The sequence below is a fragment of the Burkholderia sp. PvR073 genome, assembly GCF_054055695.1.
Genome location: NZ_JBSRXO010000002.1, coordinates 890,197 through 916,829 on the forward strand (window position 1 = coordinate 890,197; position 26,633 = coordinate 916,829).

The following is a 26,633-nucleotide window of genomic DNA, read 5'->3' on the forward strand; positions in this document are numbered from 1 at the left end:
ACGGACATCGTATGGATTTCGTATTCGATGAAGACCAGGAAGCGCTCGCGGACAGCGTGAAGAGCCTGCTGATGACCGAGATGACCCCGGAGCTGATCCGCGAGCTGTGGGCCACGCCGACCGGCCGCTCCCACGCGCTGTGGTCGCTGTTCGCGTCGCAGGGGCTGACCGCCGTGTCGGTGCCCGAAGCGCACGGCGGCCTCGGCCTGACCGAAGTGGAATGGGCGCTGCTCGCGCAGACCTACGGTTATTTCGGCAGCCCGGAGCCGCTGCTCGACACGGCGCTCGTGTCGGCCGGCGTGCTCGCGCGGCTGCCCGCCGGCGGCTGGCGGGACGCGCTGCTGCGCGACATCGCCGAAGGGCGTGCGCGTGTCGCGCTCGTGCATCCGGTGAACCCGTATGCAGCCGACGTGCACGTCGCGCAAACCCTGTTGTGCGAACACCGCGGCGAGCTGCACCGCGTCGATCCCGCGCGGTGCGCATGGCGCGCGGTCGACAGCGTCGACCCGTCGCGGCGCCTGTTCACGCTCGACTGGGAACCATCGGCCGCCACGTGCATCGCGAGCGCCGATGAAGCCGCGCCGCTGCTGAACCGCGCGCTCGACCACGGCGCGTTCGCGGTCGCCGCGCAGCTGCTCGGTCTCACGCAGCGCGTGCTCGACGTCGCGATCGACTACAGCGCGCAGCGCAAGCAGTTCGGCAAGGCAATCGGTTCGTACCAGGCGCTCAAGCACCTGCTCGCCGACGTCGCGATCCGCTACGAGTTCGCGCGGCCGGTGCTCGCGCGCGCCGCGCAGGCGATCGCCGACGATCATCCGCAGCGCGCGGTGCTCGTGTCGCACGCGAAGCTCGCGGCGACCGCCGCCGCGCAACTGGCCGCACGCCACACGATGCAGGTGCACGGCGCGATCGGCTACACGTGGGAGCTCGACCTGCAGATCTTCATGAAGCGGATCTGGGCGCTCTCAGGCAGCTGGGGCGACAGCGCGTTCCACAAGGCCCGCGTGGCCGACGCGCTGCTCGGCGACGCGTTGCCGATCGGCCCCGCGCAGACCTTCGATTTCGAGGAAACCCACTGATGAAACAAGCCTATATCGTCGACGCGCTGCGCACGCCGACCGGCCGCCGCAAGGGCGGGCTCGCGCACGTGCATGCGGCGGACCTCGGCGGCTTCGTGCTGAAGACGCTCGTCGAGCGCAACGCGATCCCGGCCGACGAATACGACGACGTGGTGTTCGGCTGCGTCGACACGATCGGCCCGCTCGCCGGCAACATCGCACGCACCTGCTGGCTCGCGGCCGGGCTGCCGCTAAAGGTGCCGGGCGTGACCGTCGACCGCCAGTGCGGCTCGTCGCAGCAGGCCGTGCACTTCGCCGCGCAGGCGGTGATGAGCGGCGTGCAGGACGTCGTCGTCGCGGGCGGCGTGCAGACGATGACGCAGATCCCGATCTCGTCCGCGATGACGAGCGCGGCGCCGCTCGGTTTCAACGATCCGTTCTCCGGCAGCACCGGCTGGCGCGCGCGCTTCGGCGATGCGCCGGTGTCGCAGTTCGTCGCCGCGCAGCGGATCGCCGACCACTGGAACCTGTCGCGCGACGCGATGGAGCGCTATGCGCTGGAAAGCCACCGCCGCGCGCTCGCCGCGATCGAGGCCGGCCATTTCAAGCGGGAAATCGTGCCGCTCGAAGGCGTGCTCCACGACGAGACGCCGCGCCCCGACACGTCGCTGGAAAAGATGGCGACGCTCGAACCGCTGACGCCGGGCGGCTCGCTGACGGCCGCCGTCGCGAGTCAGACGTGCGATGCGGCCGCGGCGCTCCTGATCGTGTCGGAGGATGCGCTGAAGCGCTACGGCCTCACGCCGCGCGCGCGGATCCATCACCTGAGCGTGCTCGGCGACGATCCGCTGTGGATGCTCACCGCGCCGATTCCGGCGACCCAGGCCGCGTTGGAGAAGAGCGGGCTCGACTGGTCGCGGATCGACGTCGTCGAGATGAACGAGGCGTTCGCGTCGGTCGCGCAGGCCTGGCTGGTCGACACGCGTTTCCCGCACGAAAAGACCAACCCGAACGGCGGCGGGATCGCGCTCGGCCATCCGCTCGGCGCGACCGGCGCACGGCTGATGACGACGCTGCTGCACGAACTCGAGCGCACCGGCGGCCGCTACGGGCTGCAGACGATGTGCGAAGGCGGCGGTCTCGCGAACGTCACGATCATCGAGCGCCTGTGAGCGCGTCACTTTCACGATCTCACGATCCAGGAGGCACAAGCATGGGAATCTGTCACGGACGCACCGTCATCATCACCGGCGCGGGCGGCGGCCTCGGTCGCGAATACGCGCTCGCGTTCGCGGCCGAAGGCGCGGCGGTCGTCGTCAACGACATCCGGCGCGAGGCCGCGCAGGCCGTGTGCGACGAGATTTCGCGACACGGCGGTCGCGCGCTCGCGAATTCGGATGACATCACGCAGGTCGACACCGCGCAGCGGATCGTCGACGCCGCGCGCGACGCGTTCGGCGACGTCCACGTGCTGGTCAACAACGCGGGCATCTGCCGCGACAAGATGTTCACCAGCATGACCGAAACCGACTGGGACGACGTGATGCGCGTGCATCTGCGCGGCCACTTCTGCCTGTCGAACGTGCTGGCGCGCGTGTGGCGCGACGCCGCGAAGGCCGGCCATCCGGTCGACGCGCGGATCGTCAATACGAGCTCCGGCGCCGGGCTGCAAGGGTCGATCGGCCAGTCGAACTACGGCGTCGCGAAGGCCGGTATCGCGGCGCTCACGCTGATGCAGGCGGTCGAGCTGCAGCGCTACGGCGTGCGCGTGAACGCGCTCGCGCCGGCCGCGCGCACGTCGATGACCGAAGGCGTGTTCGCCGACATGATGAAGAAGCCCGCGGACGGCGGCTTCGACTATTTCGATCCGGCCAACGTCGCGCCGCTCGTCGTGTGGCTCGGCAGCGCGCTGTCGGCCGACGTGACGGGCCAGGTGTTCGAGGTCGCGGGCGGGATGATCGCGGTCGCCGAAGGCTGGCGCACCGGCCCGAGCGTCGATCGCGGCGCGCGCTGGGTGCCGGCCGAGATCGGCGCGGCGGTCGCGCGGCTGCTCGCCGATGCGCGTCCCGCGCAGCGCGTGTACGGGAGCTGAGCGATGGATCTGGCGCTCACCGACGAACAGGCGATGATCCGCGACGCGGCGGCCGACGTGCTCGCCGAACGCAGCGCGTCCGCCGACGTACGCCGCGCGCTCGAGCAGTCGGCCGGCCGCGACGACGCGCTGTGGGCCGCGCTCGCGGGCGAGCTCGGCTGGAACGCGCTCGCATTGCCGGAAGCGGCCGGCGGAATGGGGCTCGGCGCGGTCGAACAGACGCTGCTGATGGAGCAGCTCGGCCGGCGCGTCGCATGCGTGCCGTATTTCTCGACCGCGTGCCTGGCGGCGACCGCGCTGGCCGGCTGCGACACGCCACTGGCAACCGGCTGGCTCGCGAAGATCGCCGAAGGCGCGTGCAGCGCGACGCTGGCATTGCCGTTCGAGTTTCCGGCCGGCATCGGGCAACTGCCGGTCGTCGCGGAAGAAGCGGCGGGCGGCTATGCGCTGTCCGGCACGATCGAACAGGTGATCGATGGCGCGCGCGCCGACTTGCTGCTGATCCCCGCGCGGATCGCGAACGAAGGGCAGGCCATCGGGCTGTTCGCGATCGAGGTCGCCATGGCGTCGGGGCTCAAAGTCACGCCGCTCGACACGCTCGACGCAACACGGCCGATCGCGCGCGTGGTGCTTGACGACACACGCGTGAGCCGCGACACGCTGTTTGCCGGCCGCCACGTGGCACAGGTGCTGGAACGCGCCGGATGGTTCGCGGCGCTCGCGCTGGCCGCCGAGCAGCTTGGCGGCGCCCAGCAATGCCTCGACCTGACGCTCGACTACACCGGCCAGCGCGTGCAGTTCGGCCGTGCGATCGCGTCGTTCCAGGCGGTCAAGCATCGTTGCGCGCAGATGATGGTGCTGATCGAATCCGCGTGCTCGGCCGTGCTCGGCGCGGCGCACGCATGGGACGCGGAAGCCGGCAGCGGCACGCCCGGCGCCGCGCTGCGCGCCGACATCGCGGCCGCGAAGGCCGCCGCGAACGACGCGGCCGCGTTCTGTGCACAGGAAGCGATCCAGCTGCACGGCGGCGTCGGCTTCACGTGGGAATACGACCCGCATCTCTATTTCAAGCGCGCGCAGGCGTCGGGCGCGCAGTTCGGCACGACGCCGCAACTGCTCGAATGGATCGCACGCCATGCGATCGACGGCGGCACGTCGCGGCGCGACGAGTCGCTCGCGTCGTCGCCGGCGTCGGTGGCAATGCGTGCGTCCGCCGCGCGCGCCGGAGTGCTCCAATGAACAGCGAAACGCACGAACAGCAATTGCGGCACGAAGTCGCCGACTGGGTGCAGTCGCACCTGGCCGGCGAGTTCGCATGCTTGAAAAACCGCGGCGGCCCCGGCGACGAGGAGGCGTTTCCCGAACTGCGCAAGGCGTGGGAGCGGGAACTGGCGCAGGGCGGCTGGACCGGCCTCGGCTGGCCGACCGATGCGGGCGGCCGCGGCTTCACGGTGGCCGACCAGGTGATCTTCCACGAGGAATACGCGCGCGCCGGCGGCCCCGGCCGGATGGGCCATATCGGCGAAGGGCTGCTCGGGCCGACGCTCGTCGCGTGCGGCACCGACGACCAGCGCGCACGTTTCCTGCCGGGGATTCTCGCCGGCACGCAGTTCTGGTGCCAGGGCTACTCGGAACCGGGCGCCGGTTCCGATCTCGCGAACGTGCGCACGCGCGCCGAACCGGACGCGGACGGCACGTGGCGCGTGGTCGGCCAGAAGGTGTGGACGTCGCTCGCGCACGATTCCGACTGGATCTTCGTGCTCGCGCGCACCGATCCGGCATCGAAGGGCAACAAGGGGCTGTCGTTCCTGCTGATGCCGCTCGACCAGCCGGGTATCGAGATCCGGCCGATCCGGCAGCTCAACGGCGGCGCCGAATTCAACGAAGTGTTCTTCGACGGCGCGCGTGCGGCAGCACGCGACCTCGTCGGCGCGCCGGGCGACGGCTGGCGCATCGCGATGACGCTGCTCGGTTTCGAGCGGGGGATGTCGACGCTCGGTCAGCAGATGCAGTTCGTCCGCGAGCTCGAATGGGTGATCGACGCCGCGCGCGAATCGGGCGCCGATCGCGACCCGGTGCTGCGTCAGCGGATCGGCCGCGCATGGGCCGGGCTGCGCGTGATGCGCTACAACGCGCTGCGGATGCTGTCGGGCGCGGACGACGCGAACGGCGGCGCCGCCGCACCGCTGCGCCGCGACGCGCTGATCTACAAGTACTACTGGTCGAACTGGCACCGCGACCTCGGCCAGCTCGCGATGGATGCGCTCGGGCCCCGCGCGAACGTGATCGATCCGGCCGACGAAAGGCTCACCCATCTGCAGCGCGTATTCCTGTTCTCCCGTGCGGACACGATCTACGCCGGCACCAACGAAATCCAGCTGAACATCATGGCCGAGCGCGGGCTCGGCATGCCAAGGGAACCGCGAGCATGACCGAACTCCAGATCCAGAAAGCGCCGGCCTACGTGCCGGGTCACCAGCTGCTCGCCGGCAAATCGGTGCTGATCACGGCCGCCGCCGGCGCGGGCATCGGCTTCGCGGCCGCGCGCCGCTGCGCGGAGGAAGGCTGCCGCGCACTGTTCATCTCCGACATCCACGAGAAGCGCCTCGAACAGGCCGTGCAAACGCTGCGCGCCGAAACCGGGCTGCAGCAGATCCACGGCCGCCTGTGCAACGTCGCGGTCGAGGACGACGTGCAGGCCCTCGTCGCGGACGCCGAGGACAAACTCGACGGCGTCGACGTCCTGATCAACAACGCCGGGCTCGGCGGGGCGAAACGCATCGTCGAAATGGACGATGCCGAATGGTCGCGGGTGATCGACATTAGCCTGACCGGGACGTTCCGGATGACGCGCGCGATGCTGCCGCACATGCAGGCCCGCGGCCGCGGCGCGATCGTCAACAACGCATCGGTGCTCGGCTGGCGTGCGCAGGCGGAACAGGCGCACTACGCGGCGGCGAAGGCGGGCGTGATGGCGCTCACGCGCTGCGCGGCGCTCGAGGCGTCGCCGTATGGCGTGCGCATCAACGCGGTCGCGCCGAGCATCGCGATGCACGATTTTCTGAAGAAGTCGGCCCCGGCCGACTTGCTGAATCAACTGGCGTCGCGCGAAGCCTTCGGGCGCGCCGCCGAAGTCTGGGAGGTCGCGAACGTGATGGTGTTCCTTGCAAGCGATTACGCGTCGTACATGACGGGCGAAGTGCTGTCGGTCAGCAGCCAGCACGCATGATGGACACGACCCTCGACTCCGTGCGCGCGACGCCCCGCGTATTCGCGCATCCCGGCGAACTCGCGGCGGCCGTGGGCGACACGCTCGGCGCGAGCGCGTGGCTCGCGATCGACCAGCGCCGCATCGACGGCTTCGCCGATGCGACGGGCGATCACCAGTGGGTGCACGTCGACCCGGTGCGCGCGAAGGACGGCCCGTTCGGCGCGTGCATCGCGCACGGCTACCTGACGCTGTCGCTCGTCAACCATTTCCTGCCGCAGATCGTGCGGATCGACGGCGCGCGGCTCGGCGTCAACTACGGCTGCGACAGGATCCGCTTCCCGGCGCCGGTGAAGGTCGGCGCACGCGTGCGCGGCGTCGGCGAGCTGCTGCGCGTCGAGCCGCTCGACGGCGGCGTGCAGGCGTGGATCCGCGTGACCGTCGAGATCGAAGGCGAAGCCAAGCCCGGTTGTATGGCCGATACGATCAGCCGTTACACCTTCTAGATTCAGAGAGCCAGACACATGGAAGACGCAGTCATCGTTTCCGTCGCACGCACGCCGATCGGCAAGGCGTTTCGCGGCATGTTCAACGACACCGAGGCGCCCGCGCTGGGCGGCCACGTCGTGCGCACCGCGCTCGAACGCGCGGGCGTCGCGCCGGCCGACGTCGACGACGTGCTGATCGGGTGCGCCGCGCAGCAGGGCACGCAGGGTTACAACATCGGCCGCCTGTCGGCCGCGGCGGCCGGTCTGCCGGCGTCGGTACCCGGCATGGCGATCGACCGGATGTGCTCGTCGGGCCTGATGTCGATCGCGAGCGCCGCGCGCAGCATTGGCGCAGGCGACGCACGGATCGTCGTCGCGGGCGGCGTCGAGTCGATCTCGCTCACGCAGAACAAGCACAAGAACGGCTACCGCGCGCGTTCGCAGGCCGTGCTCGACCACCAGCCGGCCGCGTACATGGCGATGATGGAAACCGCCGAGATCGTGTCGCGCCGCTACGGGATCTCGCGCGCGGCGCAGGACGAATTCGCGCTGCAGAGCCACCAGCGCACGGCCGACGCGCAGGCGGCCGGCCGCTTCGACGCGGAAATCGCGCCGCTCGACGTGCGGCGCGCATTGTTCGACAAGGAAGGCAACCCGACCGGCCACGAGGACGTGCGCGCGGCGCGCGACGAAGGCGTGCGGGCCGATACGACGGCCGAACGGCTCGCGGGGCTCAAGCCGTCGTGGAGCGGCGGCAAGGTGGTCGAGCAGGGCGAGTTCGTGACGGCCGGCAACGCGTCGCAGCTGTCGGACGGCGCGGCGGCCGTCGTCGTGATGTCGCGTGCCGAAGCGCTGCGCCGCGGGCTGGCGCCGCTCGGCACGTTCCGCGGCCTCGCGGTGGCCGGCTGCGAGCCGGACGAGATGGGCATCGGCCCGGTGTTCGCGATCCCGAGGCTACTGGAGCGCTTCGGGATGACCGTGCGCGACGTCGGGTTGTGGGAGCTGAACGAGGCGTTCGCGTGCCAGGCGCTGTATTGCCGCGACACGCTGGGTATCCCCGACGAGCGGCTGAACGTCGACGGCGGCGCGATCGCGCTCGGCCATCCGTTCGGGATGTCGGGCACGCGGATGACGATGCACGCGCTGCTCGAAGGCGCGCGCCGTGGCGTGCGGCATGCGGTCGTGACGATGTGCATCGGCGGCGGGATGGGTGCCGCCGCGCTGTTCGAAGTCGGCGCATAGCGGCACGCGGATGGGCCGTGCGTCGAGCACGGCAATCCGTTCAGGACCATGCGAGGCCGCGGCAACGACCGACGGCCCGCGGACTTGCAGGCGACGGTGGTGGGCGCTTCGGTGCGCACCGCCGCCGCACGCAGACACAGGAGACAAGCGATGAAACGAACTTTGCCAGGACTCGCGATGTCGGCGCTCGTGCTCGGCGCCGCGCTGTTCGCGTTTTCGCCGCGCCCGCTGCCGGCGTTCCCGCTCACTGCGATTCATGCGGATCGCCTGCAGATCAACGGGCTCGCCCGCGCCGGCACGCGCATCGTCGCGGTCGGCGAGCGCGGCGTGATCCTGTCGAGCGACGATGCGGGCGGCCATTGGCGGCCGGCATCGGTCACGCCCGACCGCGGCTCGACGCTCACGCAGGTGAACTTCGTCACGCCGACGCTCGGGATCGCGGTCGGCCACGACGGCCGGATCGTGCGCAGCGACGACGCCGGTGGGCACTGGCGCGAGGTCCGCGTGGACTCGACGCATTCCGATCCGCTGCTGTCCGTGTGGGGGAGCGCGAACGGCCCGCTGTTCGTGGCCGGCAGTTTCGGCCAGTTGCTGCGCTCGGACGATGCGGGGCTCACGTGGCAGCCGCTGAAGACGCCGGCGGCCGACCGCCACCTGAACGCGATCGTCGGCGACGGTCACGGTAGCCTGCTGATCGCGGGCGAGAGCGGCACGCTGCTGCGCTCGACCGACAACGGCGCGACCTGGGACAAGCTGCCGTCGCCGTACCAAGGCTCGCTGTTCGGCGCGCTGATGCTCGCAAACGGCGACTGGGTCGCGTACGGGATGCGCGGCAACGTGCTGCGCAGCACCGATCGCGGCGCGACCTGGACGCACGTCGACAGCCATGTGCCGGTGTCGTACTTCGGCGCGACCCAGCTTGCCGACGGCGAACTCGTGCTGGTCGGCCAGGGCGGGGCGATCGTCGCGTCGCGCGACGGTGGCCTGACCTTCGACGTGCGCAAGCTCGGCGGCGTGCAGAGCCTCGCGGCCGTGCTCGACATGGGCCGCGGCGCACTGCTGCTCGGCGGCGAGGCTGGCGTCGCGCCGCTTGCCGCGTCGCCGTCCTGATGCGCGGCGGCGGCGCGTGCCGCCGCGTTCGCCTCGCCGCGCCGACTCCCATCGTCTGCATCGTCCGTCCCGTCCGTTCCGACACGAGAAATCCATGAACGACCTGTCACGTCCCACTGAAGCCGTTCCCGCGTCGCGCCTTGCCGCGTTCGTCGAGCGCTGCGCCGACACGATCATCCGGCGGCGCCGGCTGCTGATGCTGCTGTGCGTCGCGGCGACACTCGCGCTCGGCCTGTCCGCGACGCGCCTGAAGCTCGATCCGGGCTTCAACAAGATGATCCCGATGCAGCATCCGTACATGCAGGTGTTCGAGCGCTACGCGGGCGCGTTCCCCGGCGCGAACACGATCCTGGTCAGCCTGCGCTGGAAGGGCGACGGCGACATTTACAACCAGGCGTTCATGGACGCGCTGCGCCACGCGACCGACGACGTGTTCTTCATCCCCGGCGTGAACCGCTCGCGCGTGTTCTCGCTGTTCACGCCGAACGTCCACTACACCGAGGTGACCGAAGCCGGCTTTCGCGGCGACGTGGTCGTGCCCGGCCAGTTCTCGAGCGCGAACCCGGACGATCTCGCGAAGGTGCGCCGCAACGTCGCGCGCTCCGGGCAGATCGGCCGGCTCGTCGGCAACGACCTGAAGTCGGCGCTGATCCGCGCGGAGCTGCGCGAGACCGATCCGGCCACCGGCAAGCGGCTCGACTACAGCGCGGTCGCGCGTCAGCTCGAGGAGATCCGCGCGCGGTATGCGAAGCAGGGCATCGACGTGAACATCATCGGCTTCGCGAAGCTGGTGGGCGACGTCGAGGCGGGAATCGCCGGCGTGATGGCGTTCTTCGCGCTGGCGTTCCTCGTGACGGCCGCGCTGCTGTTCGCCTATACGCGCTCGCTGAAGACGACCGTGCTCGCGCTGATCGTCGCGCTGCTGCCGGTCGTCTGGCTGCTCGGCGCGCTGCCGGTGCTCGGGCTCGGCATCGACCCGATGTCGATCCTCGTGCCGTTCCTGATCTTCTCGATCGGCGTGTCGCACGCGGTGCAGATGACCAATGCGTGGAAGCAGGCGCTGGTGCGCGGCGCGTCGTCGGCCGAGGCCGCGCGCGACGCGTTCCGCAAGCTGTTCGTGCCGGGCACGGTCGCGCTGCTGACCAACGCGCTCGGCTTCATGGTGATCATGCGGATCAGGATCGACATCGTGCGCGAGCTCGGCATCACCGCGTGCCTCGGCGTGCTGCTGATGATCGTCACCAACAAGGTGTTCCTGCCGATCCTGCTGTCGTACACGCGCCTCGAACGCGGCACGCTGGCCCGTGCGCAGCGCACGGCGGCGGCCGGCGGCAGCCCGCTGTGGTCGCGCTTCGCGCTGTTCGCGCGCCCGGCGCCGGCGCTCGGCGTGTTCGCCGTGGCGCTCGCGCTGCTCGCGTACGGCGCGCTCGAATCGCGCAAGCTGGAGATCGGCGATATCGGCACCGGCGCGCCGGAGCTGCGCGCGAACTCGCGCTACAACGTCGACAACGCGGCGATCACGCACCAGTACAACATCGGCGTCGACGTGCTGTCGGTGATCGTCGAGACGACCGGCTTCGACGACGCGTGCCTGCATTACCCCGTGATGAGCGCGATCGAACGGTTCGAGATGAACATGCGCGGCGTGGCCGGCGTGCAGTCGGTGACGAGCGTCGCGTCGCAGGGGAAGGTGTTCATCGCCGCGTTCAACGAAGGCAACCCGCGCTGGGCCGCGCTGCCGCGCTCCAGCGACGGGCTCACGCAGGGTTCCAACGCGTTCGATCCCGACAACGGGATGAACACGGCGAACTGCAAGGCGATCCAGGTGCTGATCTACACGAAGAACCACGAAGGCACGACCATCGCGCACATCGTCGACGAGATCAAGCGCTACGCGGCCGACAACCCGACGCCGAACGTCGCGTTCCGGCTCGCGGGCGGCAACGTCGGCGTGATGGCCGCGACCAACGAGGCGGTCGGCGACGCGGAGATCGCGATGCTGCTGTCGATCTTCGGCGCGATCGCGCTGCTCTGCGCGGTCACGTTCCGCTCGTGGCGCGCGGTGCTGTGCATCGTCGTGCCGCTCACGCTGGTGTCGATCCTGTGCAACGCGGTGATGGCGCGGCTCGGCATCGGGCTGAAGGTCGCGACGCTGCCGGTGATCACGCTCGGCGTCGGGGTCGGCGTCGACTACGGGATCTACCTGTACGAGCGCCTGCAGCACGACATCCGCCACGGTGCGACGTTGCCCGACGCGTTCGCCGATGCGATGCGTCAGCGCGGCACCGCGGCGCTGTTCACGGCCGTCACGATGTTCATCGGCGTCGGCACGTGGGCGTTCTCCGCGCTGAAGTTCCAGGTCGACATGGGCGTGCTGCTCGCGTTCATGTTCCTCGTGAACCTGTTCGGCGCCGTATTCCTGCTGCCCGCGCTGGCCGCATGGCTCGGCGTCGAGCGCGCCGAGCGCCGCGTGTCGCGCGAGCCGCAGCCGGCGTCGCCGCAGGCCGCGCCGACCGCCGCGCTCAAGCCGACGCGCGCGCTCGAATCCGGCAATCCGGTGCGCTGAGCGACCAACCTCCACCCAACCCCGGTGCGCGGCGGGCCGCCGCGCGTTCCCCACAGAGGAGTCAACCCACATGTCCGCACGCCCCTACAAGATCGAAGCCCAGCCGCTCGCGCAGCGCTATGCGCGCGGCTGGCACTGCCTCGGGCTCGCCCGCGACTACAAGGACGGCAAGCCGCACACGCTGAACATCTTCGGCCGCAAGCTCGCCGCGTTCGCCGACTCGACAGGCAAGATCAACGTCGTCGACGCCTACTGCCCGCACATGGGCGCCGACCTGAGCCTCGGCACGGTCGATGGCGACAACCTCGTCTGCCCGTTCCACGGCTGGGCGTGGAGCGGCGAAGGGCAGTGCGCGTCGATCCCGTACTGCAAGCGGATCCCGCCGAAGGCGCGCATCGGCGCGTGGCCGGTCTGCGAGGAGAACAACCTGCTGTTCGTGTGGAACGACCCGGAAGGCAACGCGCCGCCGCCGGAAGTCGCGATTCCGCGCCTCGACGTGTGCTTTTCCGACGAATGGTCGGACTGGGTCGTCGACAAGATGGTCATCCAGGCCAATTGCCGCGAACTGGTCGACAACATCTCGGATGTTGCGCACTTCGCGACCGTGCACCACGCGCCGATCGACTATTTCGCGAACCTGTTCGAGGATCACAAGGCGACGCAGCTGATGGTCGGGCGCAGCGAGAAGCTTGGCGGCGACAGCCTGACCGCGCTGTCGACGTATTTCGGGCCGGCCGTGCACATCACGCAGATGACGGGGCAGAGCAACGGGCAGCCGATCCATTCGGTGCTGCTGAACTGCCACGTGCCGATCGACATGAACAGCTTCGAGCTGCGCTACGGCGTGATCGTGAAGAAGGTGGCCGGGCTCAGCGACGAGCAGAACATGGAGATCGCGAACGCGTACGTGAAGGAAGCGCAGCGCGCGTTCTACGAGGACGTCGACATCTGGCACAGCAAGACGCGCATCGACAACCCGCTGCTGTGCGAAGGCGACGGGCCGCTGTACCAGATGCGCGACTGGTATTCGCAGTTCTACCTGGACGCGGCCGACGTGCGGCCGTCGAGCGTCGCGCGCAAGGCGTTCGAGATGACGATCCGCGACGGCGGGACGCCGCCGGCGCTGCATCACGTGTTCGAACCGCGGTAACGGCGTCGCGCGGCAAAAAAAGGGGAGGGTCGCGTTACCCCCTCCCGATTGCCGCCGAGGCCCGCCAGGCAAGGCGGACACGCTACCGCGCGCCTGCGTCGCATCGAAAAGGGCTTGACGGATCGGCCAGTACCGCGTAGTGTCCGAGACCGAAGTCTTCAAGAAGTTCGATTGCTCATCATTGGCCGCACAGCACATTGTGCGGCAGTCGTTGGTCTCTCCCTCTTTGATTCTTTCTGTGCCCGTTGTGGGCGCTGTTCTCAATCGTATTAAGGAAGTATTTGTGGATACCGGTACCGTCAAGTGGTTCAACGAAACCAAGGGCTTTGGTTTCATCTCCCCGGACAACGGCGGCGACGATCTGTTCGCCCATTTCTCTGAAATTCGCGGCACGGGCTTCAAGACCCTGGCCGAAGGTCAGAAAGTCAGCTATGAAGTGAAGCGTGGCCCGAAGGGCCTGCAAGCGTCGAACATCACGCCGCAGTAAGCCGTGTCGGCACCGGCCGCCGAATGGCGGCCGCTGCCGGACGGAGCTCGCGCGGATGCCGGCCCAAGCCGGTGTCCTGCGCGTTCCGACGCACACGACCGATGCATCGCGGTAGACACGATGCATCGGTCGTGTGCTTCCCTCATTCATCGCAGGTCTGTACGACATGCGATTCAACGCCCTCGCGAAGCGCTCGCCGCGTCGCCAGCGGCCCATGCTGCAACCCGTAGGCCGTCGCCATGCCGCACGTGGCGCGGTCCCGACTTTGCGCGGTGCTGATCGCACCGCCGCCACTGACCGCCCGACCGCCGCAATGCGCCGGGCTCCGATTGCAAGATGGGCCCGTCGCCCGTCTGAACGAATTGAAACCCGGCATCCTGCCGGCGGCCGTCCCGTTGCGGGCCACGGCGCCGGTGAGCTCGCCGTGGCCGCGGTCATTCACCTTCTCTGGAGGAATTGGTTTGGCAAAAGAAGAACTGTTGGAACTGGACGGAATCGTCGACGAAGTGCTGCCGGACAGCAAATACCGTGTCACGCTGGAAAACGGCGTTGTGGTTGGCGCGTACGCGTCGGGCCGCATGCGCAAGAACCACATCCGCATTCTCGCGGGTGATCGTGTGACGCTGGAACTGTCGATGTACGACCTGACGAAGGGGCGCATCAACTTCCGTCACAAGGACGCGAACTCGACGCGTCCGCCGCGCAGCGGGCAACCGCGTCGCTAAGCAGTAGCGGTCGGGCGCGCAACGCTGCTCCGATCGAAACCCGTCCGGCCATCTCATGCGGCCGGGCACACCGGATGGACGGCGTGATCAGCGCCGTTCGTCGGTCGCCGGCGGCGGTGCAGTGCCGCGGCGGCCAAGGTCCTCTTTTCCGGTCGCGCTGCGTGTGCAACGCTCGAGCGGCCGTGTCCCGCAGGAACTCATCGATGAGCGTCGCGAAATGCGGCGCTCACGGTCGCGCTCGCACGTCGTCGCGGTCCGCGGGCGGCTTTACGCGCAAGCCGGCGCGGTCGTACACTCGTCGGCAGTTCACGGCCCGCGCGCGTGGCTTTCAATCCCTTCAGTCGCATTCAGCGCGCCCAAGACCGTGCAGGCAGGACTATCGTCGCGCGACGCCAGGAGGCGCCATGAATGCAGACGCAGCCCCCGCATCCCCATCGGTTCAGGATCGCATCCGTCACGTGTTCGTGCTGATGCTCGAGAACCGCTCGTTCGATCACCTGTTCGCGCTGTCGGGCATCGCCGATATCGTCGCCGCGTCGCCGGGTAACAGCAATGCATACGGCGGCGCGGTCTATCCGTTCGGCGGCGGCGCGCCCGACCGGATGCCGACCGATCCGTGCCACGAGTTCACCGACGTGCTCGAGCAGCTCTGCGGTGCCGGCGTGCCGTTCGTGAAAGGGCAGCCGTATCCGGCAGTCGACAATTCGGGGTTCGTGTCGAACTACGCGACGTCGCATGCCGAAGGCACGCCACCGCAGCCGGCCGACGTGGGCAAGATCATGCAGGGCGCCGACGTGCGGACGCACGCGCCGGCGCTGTACGCACTCGCGAACGCGTTCGTGCTGTGCGACGCGTGGCATGCGTCGATGCCGGGGCCGACCTGGCCGAACCGTTTCTTCCTGCACGGCGCGTCGTCGGCCGGGCTCGATCATTCGCCGACCCGGGAAGAGATGGGCGGGTGGGACGCGTTCGACGGTTTTCCCTATCCGAACGGTTCGATCTTCGGCGCGCTCGGCGACGACAACTGGCGCATCTATCAGGACCAGACGGGTGATCCGCTTGGCCATGTGCCGCAGGTTGCATCGCTGAAGGGCATCAGCTTCTTCGACGTCGACGATCTCGCGCATTTCGAAGCCGATCTCGCGGCCGGCTACACGGCACGCTACACGTTTATCGAACCCAGCTACGGCGACATCGTGCACGGCACCTACCGGAACGGCAGCTCGCAGCATCCGATGGACGGGCTCGCCGGCGGCGACCAGCTCGCCGCACGCGTGTACAACGCGATCCGCAATTCGCCGGTGTGGAACAGCAGCCTGTTCGTGATCGTCTATGACGAGCACGGCGGCTTCTACGATTCGGTCCGCCCGGGCGCCGCACCGCCGCCAAACGACGGCGCGCCCGCGACGCTGAACGCGAACGGCTTCGGCTTCGACGTGTACGGCGTGCGCGTGCCGGCGATCGTGATTTCGCCGTGGGTCGCGGCCGGACAGGTGGACCACACTCGCTACGATCATGCATCGGTGGTCGCGACGCTCGGGCGCCTGTTCGGCCTGGCGCCGCTGACCGGCCGCGACCGCGTCGCCCACGACCTGCTGGCGCTCGTGACGGCGACGTGCCGCACCGACTGCCCGCAAAGGATCGGTACATCATGAGCACGACCCCGCAACCCGACCCGCGCGATGCGCTGCCCGTGCATGACGGCACGAGCCTGCTCGCGTATCTGCACATCCTGAAGAAAGCGCACGCGGCGCTGGTCGGCCACGCGGATGCGCATCAGCGTTTCAGCAAGATCGTCACGCGTGGACAGGCGCGGCAATATATCGAAGAACTGATGCCGGTGCTGTTGCAGAAGCGCGCCGAGCATCGGGCGCGCAAGCACGGCGGGAAGCATCGCTGAGCGGAGGGCGCTGCCGTGCGGGCGTAGCGGCAAGGTGACGCGTCATGCCGCCGGCCGCACGCTGAGGGCCGACACGGCCGCGCCGGTCAACTGAACCACCGTGCTTGCCACCTTGGCGTCGCCGCGCGAGGTTGCTCGCTCCTGGCGATCGCGCTCCGTTCCGCATGATCGCCGACGCATCGGACGACGCCGCCCGATAGCGTCGGTTACTCAGGTCATGCAAGCTACGCCGATCAAGCCGCCACCGCCCGCGCCCGAACCATCGTCAGCGCCGCATCCTCGATCATGTCCTCCTGGCCGCCGACGAGCCGTTGCCGGCCCAGTTCGACGAGAATGTCGCGCGCCGGAATCCCGTACTTCGCCTCCGCGCGCTTCGCGAACAGCAGGAACGACGAGTAGACGCCCGCGTAGCCGAGCGTCAGCGCATCGCGGTCGAGGCGGATCGGCGCGTCCATGATCGGCACGACGAGATCCTCGGCAACGTCCGAGATCGCAAATACGTCGACGTCGGTCTCGATCCCCATCCGGTCGCACACCGCGACGAACACTTCCATCGGCGTGTTGCCCGCGCCCGCGCCGAGGCCGGCCGCGGCCGCGTCGATCCGGTTCGCGCCGGCGGCGACCGCCGCGACCGAATTCGCGACGCCCATCGCGAGATTGTGGTGGCCGTGGAAGCCGAGTTCCGTCTCCGGCTTCAGCGCGGCGCGCACCTGGCTGATTCGCGCGGTCACGTCGTCGGGAAGCATGTGGCCGGCCGAATCGGTGATGTAGATGCAGTTCGCGCCGTACGACTCCATCAGCTTCGCCTGCACGACGAGCTGCTCGGGCGACGACATGTGCGCCATCATCAGGAAACCTACGGTATCGAGCCCGAGCGTGCGCGCGAGGCCGATATGCTGTTCCGACACGTCGGCTTCGGTGCAGTGCGTCGCGACGCGGATCGTGCCAACGCCGAGCGCGTGCGCCATGCGCAGGTGCTCGACGGTGCCGATGCCGGGCAGCAGCAGCGCCGAGACCTTCGCCTGCTTCAGCTCCGGAATCACGGCGCTCAGGTACGCCTCGTCGGTGTGCGCGGGAAAGCCGTAGTTGACCGATGCGCCGCCGAGCCCGTCGCCGTGCGTGACCTCGATCAGCGGCACGCCGGCCGCGTCGAGCCCGCGCGCGATGTTGCGCATCTGGTCGAGCGTGATCTGGTGACGTTTCGGGTGCATCCCGTCGCGCAACGACATGTCGTGGACGGTGATCTTCTTGCCTGCAAGTGACATCGTGTGACTCCTCGACTCAAGCGGTGGCGGCCGTCGCGGCCAGCATCTGTTCGGCGAAACGCTCGGCCGTGGCGGCCGCGGCGGCGGTCATGATGTCGAGGTTGCCCGCATACTTCGGCAGGTAATCGCCGAGCCCCTCGACTTCCATGAATACCGACACGCGATTGCCGTCGAACACCGGCCCGTTCTTCAGCGTGTAGCCGGGCACGTAGCGCTGCACCTCCTTGACCATCGCATGCACCGACGCCGTGATCGCGTCGACGTCGGGCGGGCCGTCGGTCAGGCAGTGGATCGTGTCGCGCATGATCAGCGGCGGCTCGGCCGGGTTGATCACGATGATGGCCTTGCCCTTGCGCGCACCGCCGACCTGCTCGATCGCGCCGGACGTCGTGCGCGTGAATTCGTCGATGTTCTTGCGCGTGCCGGGGCCGACCGAGCGCGACGACACGGTCGCGACGATCTCGCCGTACGCGACCGGCTGCACGCGCGACACCGCATACACCATCGGGATCGTCGCCTGGCCGCCGCACGTCACCATGTTCACGTTCATCTGCGCGCTGCCGAGGTGCGCGTCGAGATTCACCGGCGGCACGCAGTACGGCCCGATCGCGGCGGGCGTCAGGTCGATCATCTTCACGCCGAGCGCGGTGAGCTTGTCGGAGTTGTCGCGGTGCACGTAGGCCGACGTGGCGTCGAACGCGATGCGGATCTCGTCGTCGGCGACGTGCGGCAGCAGGCCGTCGACGCCGCGGTCGGTGGTCTTCAGCCCGAATTCGCGGGCCCGCGCGAGGCCGTCGGACGCCGGATCGACACCGACCATCCACACGGGTTCGAGCACCGGCGAGCGGCGCAGCTTGACCAGCAGGTCGGTGCCGATGTTGCCCGGCCCGATCAGTGCGCATTTGATTTTCTTCATCAGGAGTCCTCGTTTAGATAAAGCGGACGTCGCAACCGCCGATGCCGGCAATGTGCATCGACAGCGCGTCGCCGGCCGTGACCGGAATCAGTTTCGCGAGCGAGCCGGACAGCACGATCTCGCCGGCGAGCAGCGGCACGTCGTACTCGGCGAGCGTGTTCGCGAGCCATGCGACCGCGTCGGCGGGATGGCCGAGCGCCGCATCGCCGCGGCCTTGCGCGACGGGCTCGCCGTTCTTCTCGATCGTCATCTCGCAGGCGGCGAGATCGAGCGTGCGCGGATCGACGCGCGCGTCGCCGAGCACGTACACGCCGCACGACGCGTTGTCGGCGACGGTGTCCTCGATGCGGATCGCCCAGTCGCGGATGCGCGAATCGACGATCTCGAAGCAGGGGGCGACGGCGGCCGTCGCGGCGATCACGTCGGTGCGGTCGATGCCGGGGCCGCGCAGGTCGCGCGCCAGGATGAACGCGATCTCGCCTTCGGCGCGCGGCGCGATCAGCGATTCGGCGGCGATCGCCTCGCCGGCCGCGTAGTGCATGCCGGACAGCAGGATGCCGAAATCGGGCTGGCGCACGTTCAGCATGTCCTGCACGGCCTGGCTCGTCACGCCGATCTTCTTGCCGACCACCGATTCGCCGCGCTCGACGCGACGTTCGATGAAGCGTTGCTGGATGCGGTAGGCGTCGTCGAGCGACAGGCGGCGCGGGCGGCTCGACAGCGGTGCGACCGGCGCACGTGCGTGCCACGCGGCGTACAACTCGTCACCGAGCGTCGTATGCAGGCGGGAAGACATGAAAGGGCCCTCGAATCTCGAATGGAAAAGGCCGCCGTCGCGGGCGGCGTCGTGCGCCGGAGCGTGGCTCCGGCGCGTGGGTCGCGGGCGTGCCGCGCCAGTTGCTTAGTTACCCGAACTGCGGATCGCGTCCGGCGAGAAATACGCCTCGTTGAACTGCGGGCTGTTGTCGAGCTTCGGCATCGGGCCTTCGTTCGTCAGGCGGTCGGCCATGTACGCGCCGGAGATCAGGTCGTGGTAGAACACCACGCCCGGGTAGAACACCTTCGCGTCATACGCGTACAGCGTCGTCGCGACGTTGGTGCGCCACAGCTGGCCGCGCGCGTCGTAGTTGTCGGCGAGCAGCGTCATCCACGAATCCTCGTCGATGTACAGCACGCGCTTCGCATACTGGTGACGGTAGTTGCTCTTCAGCGTCGCCTGCAGCACCCATACGCGATGCAGCTCGTAGCGGATGTACGACGGATTCTCGTGGCCCTTGGTCAGCAGGTCCGCATACTTGACCGAGCTGTCCATCGCCTTGTAGTTGTCGTACGGCACGTAGATCTCGCGCTTGCCGACGATCTTCCAGTCGTAGCGGTCGCCGGGGCCGTTGTACAGGCGGTCGTCGTCGACGGTGCGGAAGCCGCCGGGGCCCTGCGGCTGGTCGTAGCCGTACTCGGGCGCCTGGCGCACGCGCCGCGTGCCGGGGTTGTACATCCACGTGCGCGACGAGTTGTCCGCGCCGGCCTTGTCCCAGTTCGTGAAGCCGACGATCAGCGAGCCGCGGTCGGACAGCGGCAGCTCCGTCGCGTTGCGGTAGTACGTGCGGTTGTTCAGGTCGCTCTTCACGTCGAACTTGCCGGAATTGCGCGGCGAGTAGATGTCGTAGCGCACCTTGCCCCACGCGAGGTTGCCGTCGGAGTACACGACGGCCTGGTCGTAGGTCGCCTGCTCGGCGCCGATCGCCGACGAGAAGCGCTGGTTCCACAGCAGCTCGGCGGCCGTCTTCGGGATCGGGTAGGGCACGGTCGGCGGCGCGTTCGTGAGGCCGTTCGCGTCCTGCGTCATCGTCGAATCGGGCGCATACGCGCGGATGTCCTTGTAGACGGAATCCGCGTAGCGGAAGTCGCGATGGCTCGGATAGACGTTGATCTTGAAGGTGGCCGGGTAGCGCTTGAACATCGCCTTCTGGCCTTCGGTCAGGTGCTCGGCGTACTGCGCCATGTTTTCCGCGGTGATCGTCGCGACCGGTTTCTCGTTCGCGAACGGATCGGGGTAGCGGCTGCCGCGCTTGTACTGCACGTCGGGCGGCGTGCCGAGCCACTTGCCCGACCACTCGGGCACGCCGCTGTCCTTGCTCGCGGCGCGTACCGCGCCCATCGGCGTCAGCGGGCCGTCGAGCGCCTTCAGGTCGTCCGGCGTGACCTTCGCGAACGACGCCGTCGCGACGAGCGCGCACGCGGCCATCACCGACGCGCGCAGGAGGGGGAGACGAGTTCGTTTCATGACAAATCCTCTTCTTGCTGAGTGACGAGCGGCCGAGCCGCTCAGAAGTGGTAGGTCGCCGTGGCCAGCACGTAGTCGCGATCCGACAGCGGGCGCGTGACCGGGTTGGGCGAACCGAGGAACTTGGCGTAGACGAGCGACAGCTGCAGGTTGCTCAGGCGCGTGAACGTCACGCCTGCCGTCACGCGGTGATCGCCCTGGCCCGTCAGCGAGCCGAGCGCGCCGGCGAGCGGCGACGTGCCGGTCAGGTCGTGCGTGTAGGTCAGCGGCACGTCGAGGTCCCAGCCGTTGAACACGTTCTTGTAGCTGAGCGTCCACGCGATCTCCATCGCGAGCGCGTTGCGCGAGTTCGCCAGCGTCGTCGAGCCGTCGAGCTCGGAGATGCTGCCCGCATGCACGTACGTGAGTTCGCCGATCAGCGACTGCGAGTTCGCGAGGAAGCTCGGCCCGATCGAGTAGATGCCCGACAGGTTGGTCTGCAGCACGTTCGCGCGCGTCGACTGCGGGCCGGTCGGCGTGTTGACGAGCACGGCCGCGCCCTGGCGGTACGACACTTCGCCGGCGACGTTGACCGGGCCGATCTGCGTCGAGAAGCTCGCGCCGGTCAGCTTGATGTTGCTGAAATACTTTTGCTGGTACTGGAGCGTCGGGAAGTAGGTCGTGACGACGCTCGGGTTCATGTCGTTGTAGTGCAGGTGGTACAGGCCGAGCTCGGTGTCGCCCAGCACGCGAAAGCGCGCGCCGATACCCCACTGGTTACGCGCGCTCGGCTTGTCGTCGGGGCCGCGCGGAATGATCATCCCGCCCGGGCCGATGATGTACTGCGCGCCGGGGCCCGTGACGTCGGAGTAGCTCCAGTAGGTGCCGGGCGCGGTCAGCCGGTTCTGCTGGTACGAGAACTGGTAGTAGCCGAGCAGGCTGAAGTTCGGCGTGATCTGCCACTGCGTCGAGATCTGCGGCACTGGCAGCAGGATGTCCTTCACCTCGGCGCCGGCCATGTACGACTTGGTCGCATCGGCTGGCCCCTGTGAGCCGGCGATGTTCGGGAAGAACAGGCTTTCGCCCCACGCGACCACCTGGTCGCCGACCTTCACGTTCAGGCTCGTCGAGCCGAGATGGAACGTGTTGTATGCATACGCGGCGAGCAGCGTCGTGTGACCGCCCGACCAGTAGCGCGCATCGCTCGTGAAGTTGTTGTACTGGCCCGACTGATTCACGGTGCCCGGCGCATCGTTGTAGTTCGGGCGGTGATAGGCCTGGTCGTAGAACGTGTTCGCGCGGACGAACACGCCCCAGTCGTCGTGCTTCAGGTTCACTTCGCCGAGCAGGCTGACCTGGTTCTCGATCAGCTTGTTCTTCGCGAAGTTGCGGTCGCCGTCGTCGCCGTTGATGTTCGCGGGCGTCAGCAGATTGCCGCTCGGCGCACGCGTGCGCATGCCGAGCCCGTAGCTGAGCGTGAACGTGTAGTCCAGCGTCGTGTCGGCGCCAAGCTCGATCGTGCTGCCGGCGTGCGCGTCGGGAACGGCGCACGACAGCAGCGCGACGGCCAGCGTCGACAGCGTGGCGGCGGCCCGCTTGTCGGTACGGCGCGAAATCCGTTGATGCATGGTGTCTCCTCTGGGGTATCGACGACGGTCGACTGTGGTTGTCGTGAGAGGCAGAGTAGGGAGATCGCGGTAGCAGGGAATCGTCGAAATGAACTAGATGACTTCCCTAGGACTGGCAACGATCGCGCGAGGCCACGTGCGCCGCGGGCGTTATCGCGGGTCGGCCCGTGCTGCCGACAGGAACGCGGGCCGTTCGCCGCCGCCGTCGAGCCGCAGGTTCGCGCCCGACGTGTACGACGCGTCGGGCGACGCGAGGAACAGGCACGCCGACGCGACATCGTCGAGCGTCGCGAGCCGTCCGGCCGGTATCGTCGCGCGGATCGCATCGAGCGCGGCGTCGTCGCCGTAGTGGCCTTCGGTCGCCGATTCGGTCTGCACGAGGCTCGGGCTGATCGCGCACACGCGCACGCGCGGCGCCCACTCGACCGCGAGCGACGTGACCGCATTGACGAGGCCCGCCTTCGCGGCGCCGTAAGCGGCCGTGCCGGGCGACGGCCGCGACGCGCTGACGCTCGCGATGAACAGCATCACGCCGCCGTGCGGCTGCGGTTGCATGATCGCGTTGGCGCGCTGCGCGAGCTGCAGCGGCGCGATCAGGTTCAGCCGCACGATCGATTCGGTGAAGCGCGGCGACGCGTCGGCCGCGAGCACGAACGGCGAACCGCCCGCGTTGTTGACGAGGATGTCGAGGCCGCCGGCCGCATCGCGGACCGTCGCGAGCAGCGCGTCGACCTGCTCGATGTCGCGCAGATCGGCCGTGATGAAACCGGCCGTGCGGCCGCCGGCAGAAGGCAGCGTGTCGGGCACGCTGCGCCCGCAGACGAACACGCGCGCACCCGCCGCGAGAAACCGCTCGGCGATGCGCCGCCCGATGCCCTTGGTGCCGCCCGTCACGAGCACCGTCTTGCCGCTGTAGTCGAATCCGTTCATCGTCTGCCTCCGTTTCGGTGGCCCGATGATAGGAACAAGCGCGCGCGGCTTCGTAGTCTGAAAGGATGATGCCGGCCGGCGCCGGCGGCGCAATCATCGTGGCAGGCATCCATCGACCGACGAAGGAGACAACCCGCGATGACGACCCCCATGACGCCGCCGGCCGGCATCTTCACCGACGTTCCGGGCGGCCTGCGCCTGCATCATTTCGAGGCGGGCGAGGGCCGCCCGGTGGTGTTCATCCACGGCAGCGGCCCGGGCGCCAGCGGTTTCAGCAATTTCAAGCACAACTATCCCGCGTTCGCGGCCGCCGGCCATCGCGCGATCGTCGTCGACCTGCCGGGCTACGGGCAGTCGTCGAAGCCGTCGGACGTCGCCTATACGCTCGATTTCTTCGTCGGCGCGCTGCACGCGCAGCTGTCCGCGCTCGGCCTCGGGCCGGCCGTGCTGCTCGGCAACTCGCTCGGCGGCGCGATCGCGCTGAAATACGCGCTCGATTACCCCGACGAAGTCGACGGGCTGATCATGATGGCGCCGGGCGGCGTCGAGGATCGCGACACCTATTTCCGGATGGAAGGCATCCAGCGGATGGTGAAGCTGTTCACCAATCGCCAGATGAATGACGACACCATGCGCGAGCTGCTGACGCTGCTGGTGCACGATCCGGCGATCGTCACCGACGCGCTTGTCGCCGAGCGGATGAAGGTATGCGTCGAGCAGCCGACCGAAGTGCTGTCGACGATGAGCGTGCCGAACCTGACGGGCGCGCTCGGCGACCTGCGCTGCCCGGTGCTCGGCTTCTGGGGCACGGACGATCGCTTCAATCCTGTCGGCGGCGCGCTGACGTTCCTCGAACGCTGCCGCGATGCGCGCTTCGTGCTGCTGAACCGCTGCGGCCACTGGGTCATGGTGGAACACGCGGCCTATTTCAATCGGGAATGCCTCGATTTCCTCGCCGCGCCGGATGCGCGATAACCCACGATGCCAATGACGGCCGGCCTGTTCGAAGTCGGTCCGCTTGATCACCCGGAGACGCAATGAAACTCATCGAAGACCTGTTCGACCTGCGCGGCAAGGTGGCCGCCATCACCGGCGGCGCGCGCGGCATCGGCGCGGAGACGGCCCGCACGCTGGCCGCGGCCGGCGCGAGCGTCGCGATCCTCGACGTGCTGTCGCAACCGGCGGAGGCGCTCGTCGAGGAGATTCGCGCGCAGGGCGGCCAGGCCGCGTTCTGGTCGCTGGACGTGACGCACGAGGCCGACGTGGCGCGCGTGTTCGACGAGATCGTCGCGCGCTTCGGGCGCCTCGACGTACTCGTGAACAACGCGGGCATCGAAGGGCACAACGTGCCGACGCACGAACTCACGCTCGCGCAGTGGCAGCGCGTGCAGGACGTGAACGTCAACGGCGTGTTCCTGTGCACGCGCGCCGCGATTCCACACATCGAAGCGGCCGGCGGCGGCTCGATCGTGAACCTGTCGTCGATGTACGGGATCGTCGGCGGCCCCGACGTGCCCGCGTATCACGCGTCGAAGGCGGCGGTGCGGATGATGGCGAAGGTCGACGCGATGCTGTACGCGACGAAGAACATCCGCGCGAACTCGGTGCATCCCGGCTATATCCGCACGCCGATGCTCGAGGACGCGTTCCGCCAGATGGGCCAGGATCCGGACCGCGCGTTCGAATACATGCAGACGCATGTGCCGATGGCGAAGATCGGCAGTCCGCGCGATATCGCGGCCGGCATCCTGTATCTCGTGTCGCCGGCCGGGCGCTACGTGACGGGGGCGGAGCTGGTGATCGACGGCGGGTACACCGCGCGCTGACGCGTCGCGGCGGTCGAAACGAAACAGGAGACAGGCAGTTGAAAGCGCTCGTGGCAGTGAAGCGCGTGGTCGACGCGAACGTGAAGGTCGGCGTGAAGTCCGACCGCACCGGCGTCGACATCGCGAACGTGAAGATGTCGATGAACCCGTTCGACGAGATTGCAGTGGAAGAGGCCGTGCGGCTGAAGGAGTCCGGCGTGGTGACGGAGGTGGTGGCCGTGTCGGTCGGTGTCGCGCAAGCGCAGGAAACGCTGCGCACGGCGCTCGCGATCGGCGCGGATCGAGCAATCCTGGTCGAGTCGAACGACAGCGTCGAGCCGCTGGCCGTCGCGAAGATCCTGAAGGCGCTGGTCGACAAGGAGCAGCCGCAGCTGGTGATCCTCGGCAAGCAGGCGATCGACGACGATTCGAACCAGACGGGCCAGATGCTGGCCGCGCTGGCGGGTTTGCCGCAGGCGACGTTCGCGTCGAAGGTGACGATCGCCGATGGTCGTGTCACGGTTGCGCGGGAAGTCGACGGCGGCGCGGAAACGCTGTCGCTTCAACTGCCAGCGGTGGTGACGACCGAACTGCGCCTGAACGAGCCGCGCTACGTGACGTTGCCGAACATCATGAAGGCGAAGAAGAAGCCGCTGGAAACCGTCAAGCCCGATGCGCTCGGCGTGGACGTGACGCCACGCCTGAAGGTGCTCAGGGTGAATCAGCCGCCGAAGCGCGCGGCCGGCGTGAAGGTGCCGGACGTGAAGACGCTGGTCGAGAAGCTGAAGACCGAAGCCAAGGTGCTGTGACAGGGAGCGGACGGACATGACGATTCTGGTGATTGCAGAACACGACGCCCCGAAGGAAGCCCCCTTGGGGGGCAACGCGTCGATCAAGGCCGCGACGCTGAACACGGTGGCGGCGGCGGCCGAGGTTGGCAAATTCGTCGGCGGTGACATTCACGTGCTGGTCGCGGGCCACAACGCGGCAGGCGCAGCCGACGCGGCCGCGAAGATCGTGGGTGTTTCGAAGGTGCTGCTGGCCGACGCGCTGTCGCTCGCGGACGGTCTCGCTGAGAACGTCGAAGCGACGGTACTGACCATTGCAGCGAACTACTCGCACATCCTCGCGCCGGCCACGGCGTACGGCAAGAACATCGCGCCGCGCATCGCCGCGAAGCTGGACGTCGCACAAATCTCCGACATCACGGCGGTTGTTTCGGCCGACACGTTCGAGCGCCCGATCTACGCAGGCAACGCGATCGCGACGGTGCAGTCGGGCGATCCGGTCAAGGTCATCACGGTGCGTGCGACGGGTTTCGATCCGGTTGCGGCGGAAGGTGGCAGTGCATCGATCGACAGGATCGAAGCGGCGGCAGACGCAGGCGTATCTCGGCTCATCAGCCGCGAAGTGACGAAGCTGGACCGTCCGGAGCTCACCAGTGCGAACATCATCGTATCGGGCGGCCGCGGTCTGGGTAGCGGCGAGAACTACACGAAGGTGCTGGAGCCGCTAGCGGACAAGCTGAACGCGGCACTGGGCGCATCGCGCGCCGCAGTCGACGCCGGCTACGTGCCGAACGACTATCAGGTCGGCCAGACCGGCAAGATCGTCGCACCGCAGCTGTACATCGCGGTGGGCATCTCGGGTGCGATCCAGCATCTGGCCGGCATGAAGGATTCGAAGGTGATCGTCGCGATCAACAAGGATCCCGAAGCACCGATCTTCAGCGTGGCCGATTACGGCCTCGTCGGCGACCTGTTCACGCTCGTGCCCGAAGCGGCCGCGGTGCTCTGAGCG

25 protein-coding genes are annotated in these 26,633 nt (G+C 68.5%); 19 read left to right on the plus strand and 6 right to left on the minus strand.

The window, feature by feature from the left end; genetic code table 11:
• Positions 1 to 11: 11 nt before the first annotated feature.
• The 15 genes from ACVK00_RS11175 to ACVK00_RS11245 all read left to right on the plus strand — a co-directional run bounded on the left by ACVK00_RS11175 (position 12) and on the right by ACVK00_RS11245 (position 16,026).
• Positions 12 to 1,079 (plus strand): acyl-CoA dehydrogenase family protein, encoded by a 1,068-nt coding sequence (locus tag ACVK00_RS11175; protein WP_354123064.1) that lies wholly within the window; start codon positions 12 to 14, stop codon positions 1,077 to 1,079.
• Positions 1,079 to 2,230 carry an acetyl-CoA C-acetyltransferase gene (locus ACVK00_RS11180; RefSeq protein ID WP_284889407.1) on the plus strand — a complete coding sequence of 384 codons (1,152 nt, stop codon included), beginning with the start codon at positions 1,079 to 1,081 and terminating at the stop codon, positions 2,228 to 2,230. Before ACVK00_RS11175 ends, ACVK00_RS11180 begins: the two co-directional genes overlap by 1 nt.
• A 41-nt stretch (positions 2,231 to 2,271) precedes the next feature.
• Positions 2,272 to 3,150, plus strand: a complete 879-nt coding sequence (locus ACVK00_RS11185) for an SDR family oxidoreductase (protein ID WP_284889409.1) — start codon at positions 2,272 to 2,274, stop codon at positions 3,148 to 3,150.
• A 3-nt stretch (positions 3,151 to 3,153) separates the two neighbouring features.
• On the plus strand, positions 3,154 to 4,389 hold the full coding sequence (locus ACVK00_RS11190; protein ID WP_284889411.1) for an acyl-CoA dehydrogenase family protein: 1,236 nt from the start codon (positions 3,154 to 3,156) through the stop codon (positions 4,387 to 4,389).
• Positions 4,386 to 5,582, plus strand: coding sequence for an acyl-CoA dehydrogenase family protein (locus ACVK00_RS11195; protein WP_284889413.1), 1,197 nt, complete (start codon positions 4,386 to 4,388; stop codon positions 5,580 to 5,582). Before ACVK00_RS11190 ends, ACVK00_RS11195 begins: the two co-directional genes overlap by 4 nt.
• Entirely contained in the window at positions 5,579 to 6,379 is an 801-nt protein-coding gene (locus tag ACVK00_RS11200) for an SDR family oxidoreductase (protein ID WP_228907739.1), read from the plus strand. Before ACVK00_RS11195 ends, ACVK00_RS11200 begins: the two co-directional genes overlap by 4 nt.
• Entirely contained in the window at positions 6,379 to 6,864 is a 486-nt protein-coding gene (locus ACVK00_RS11205; RefSeq protein WP_284889486.1) for a MaoC family dehydratase, read from the plus strand. Before ACVK00_RS11200 ends, ACVK00_RS11205 begins: the two co-directional genes overlap by 1 nt.
• Positions 6,865 to 6,882: 18 nt before the next feature.
• The gene (locus ACVK00_RS11210) at positions 6,883 to 8,088 is read left to right on the plus strand and encodes an acetyl-CoA C-acyltransferase (RefSeq protein ID WP_284889416.1); all 1,206 of its coding nucleotides are present in this window, start codon (positions 6,883 to 6,885) and stop codon (positions 8,086 to 8,088) included.
• Between the two features lie 150 nt (positions 8,089 to 8,238).
• The gene (locus ACVK00_RS11215; RefSeq protein ID WP_284889418.1) at positions 8,239 to 9,198 is read left to right on the plus strand and encodes a WD40/YVTN/BNR-like repeat-containing protein; all 960 of its coding nucleotides are present in this window, start codon (positions 8,239 to 8,241) and stop codon (positions 9,196 to 9,198) included.
• Between the two features lie 94 nt (positions 9,199 to 9,292).
• Positions 9,293 to 11,764 carry an efflux RND transporter permease subunit gene (locus ACVK00_RS11220; RefSeq protein ID WP_284889420.1) on the plus strand — a complete coding sequence of 824 codons (2,472 nt, stop codon included), beginning with the start codon at positions 9,293 to 9,295 and terminating at the stop codon, positions 11,762 to 11,764.
• A gap of 70 nt (positions 11,765 to 11,834) precedes the next feature.
• Positions 11,835 to 12,914, plus strand: a complete 1,080-nt coding sequence (locus tag ACVK00_RS11225; RefSeq protein ID WP_284889422.1) for a Rieske 2Fe-2S domain-containing protein — start codon at positions 11,835 to 11,837, stop codon at positions 12,912 to 12,914.
• Positions 12,915 to 13,197: 283 nt separating this feature from the next.
• The gene (locus ACVK00_RS11230; RefSeq protein WP_006751843.1) at positions 13,198 to 13,401 is read left to right on the plus strand and encodes a cold-shock protein; all 204 of its coding nucleotides are present in this window, start codon (positions 13,198 to 13,200) and stop codon (positions 13,399 to 13,401) included.
• Between the two features lie 461 nt (positions 13,402 to 13,862).
• A complete protein-coding gene (infA, locus tag ACVK00_RS11235) occupies positions 13,863 to 14,126 on the plus strand; it encodes a translation initiation factor IF-1 (protein WP_006751842.1) in 264 nt (87 codons plus the stop codon).
• A 404-nt stretch (positions 14,127 to 14,530) separates the two neighbouring features.
• On the plus strand, positions 14,531 to 15,781 hold the full coding sequence (locus tag ACVK00_RS11240; RefSeq protein ID WP_228907734.1) for an alkaline phosphatase family protein: 1,251 nt from the start codon (positions 14,531 to 14,533) through the stop codon (positions 15,779 to 15,781).
• Entirely contained in the window at positions 15,778 to 16,026 is a 249-nt protein-coding gene (locus tag ACVK00_RS11245; RefSeq protein WP_284889425.1) for a hypothetical protein, read from the plus strand. The genes ACVK00_RS11240 and ACVK00_RS11245 overlap by 4 nt, the downstream gene beginning before the upstream one ends.
• A 233-nt stretch (positions 16,027 to 16,259) precedes the next feature.
• Here ACVK00_RS11245 and dmpG read toward each other — a convergent pair whose 3' ends face one another.
• The 6 genes from dmpG to ACVK00_RS11275 form a co-directional block, all read right to left on the minus strand.
• Positions 16,260 to 17,291: a 4-hydroxy-2-oxovalerate aldolase gene (gene dmpG, locus ACVK00_RS11250; protein ID WP_284889427.1), complete on the minus strand. Its 1,032-nt coding sequence runs from the start codon at positions 17,289 to 17,291 to the stop codon at positions 16,260 to 16,262.
• Between the two features lie 16 nt (positions 17,292 to 17,307).
• Positions 17,308 to 18,207 carry an acetaldehyde dehydrogenase (acetylating) gene (locus ACVK00_RS11255; RefSeq protein ID WP_096499534.1) on the minus strand — a complete coding sequence of 300 codons (900 nt, stop codon included), beginning with the start codon at positions 18,205 to 18,207 and terminating at the stop codon, positions 17,308 to 17,310.
• A 13-nt stretch (positions 18,208 to 18,220) separates the two neighbouring features.
• Entirely contained in the window at positions 18,221 to 19,003 is a 783-nt protein-coding gene (gene dmpE / locus ACVK00_RS11260) for a 2-oxopent-4-enoate hydratase (RefSeq protein WP_284889430.1), read from the minus strand.
• Positions 19,004 to 19,108: 105 nt separating this feature from the next.
• The gene (locus tag ACVK00_RS11265) at positions 19,109 to 20,491 is read right to left on the minus strand and encodes a DUF1329 domain-containing protein (protein ID WP_284889432.1); all 1,383 of its coding nucleotides are present in this window, start codon (positions 20,489 to 20,491) and stop codon (positions 19,109 to 19,111) included.
• Positions 20,492 to 20,532: 41 nt separating this feature from the next.
• The gene (locus ACVK00_RS11270; protein WP_284889434.1) at positions 20,533 to 22,098 is read right to left on the minus strand and encodes a DUF1302 domain-containing protein; all 1,566 of its coding nucleotides are present in this window, start codon (positions 22,096 to 22,098) and stop codon (positions 20,533 to 20,535) included.
• Positions 22,099 to 22,248: 150 nt separating this feature from the next.
• Entirely contained in the window at positions 22,249 to 23,028 is a 780-nt protein-coding gene (locus ACVK00_RS11275; RefSeq protein WP_354123065.1) for an SDR family oxidoreductase, read from the minus strand.
• Positions 23,029 to 23,166: 138 nt separating this feature from the next.
• Here ACVK00_RS11275 and ACVK00_RS11280 point away from each other — a divergent pair, with 138 nt between their 5' ends.
• The 4 genes from ACVK00_RS11280 (at position 23,167) to ACVK00_RS11295 (ending at position 26,630) form a co-directional block, all read left to right on the plus strand.
• Positions 23,167 to 24,003, plus strand: a complete 837-nt coding sequence (locus ACVK00_RS11280; RefSeq protein ID WP_284889437.1) for an alpha/beta fold hydrolase — start codon at positions 23,167 to 23,169, stop codon at positions 24,001 to 24,003.
• A gap of 62 nt (positions 24,004 to 24,065) precedes the next feature.
• Entirely contained in the window at positions 24,066 to 24,854 is a 789-nt protein-coding gene (locus tag ACVK00_RS11285) for an SDR family NAD(P)-dependent oxidoreductase (protein WP_284889439.1), read from the plus strand.
• Between the two features lie 38 nt (positions 24,855 to 24,892).
• Positions 24,893 to 25,642, plus strand: coding sequence for an electron transfer flavoprotein subunit beta/FixA family protein (locus ACVK00_RS11290; RefSeq protein ID WP_354123066.1), 750 nt, complete (start codon positions 24,893 to 24,895; stop codon positions 25,640 to 25,642).
• Positions 25,643 to 25,658: 16 nt separating this feature from the next.
• The gene (locus ACVK00_RS11295) at positions 25,659 to 26,630 is read left to right on the plus strand and encodes an electron transfer flavoprotein subunit alpha/FixB family protein (RefSeq protein ID WP_284889443.1); all 972 of its coding nucleotides are present in this window, start codon (positions 25,659 to 25,661) and stop codon (positions 26,628 to 26,630) included.
• The last annotated feature ends 3 nt before the right edge of the window (positions 26,631 to 26,633 follow it).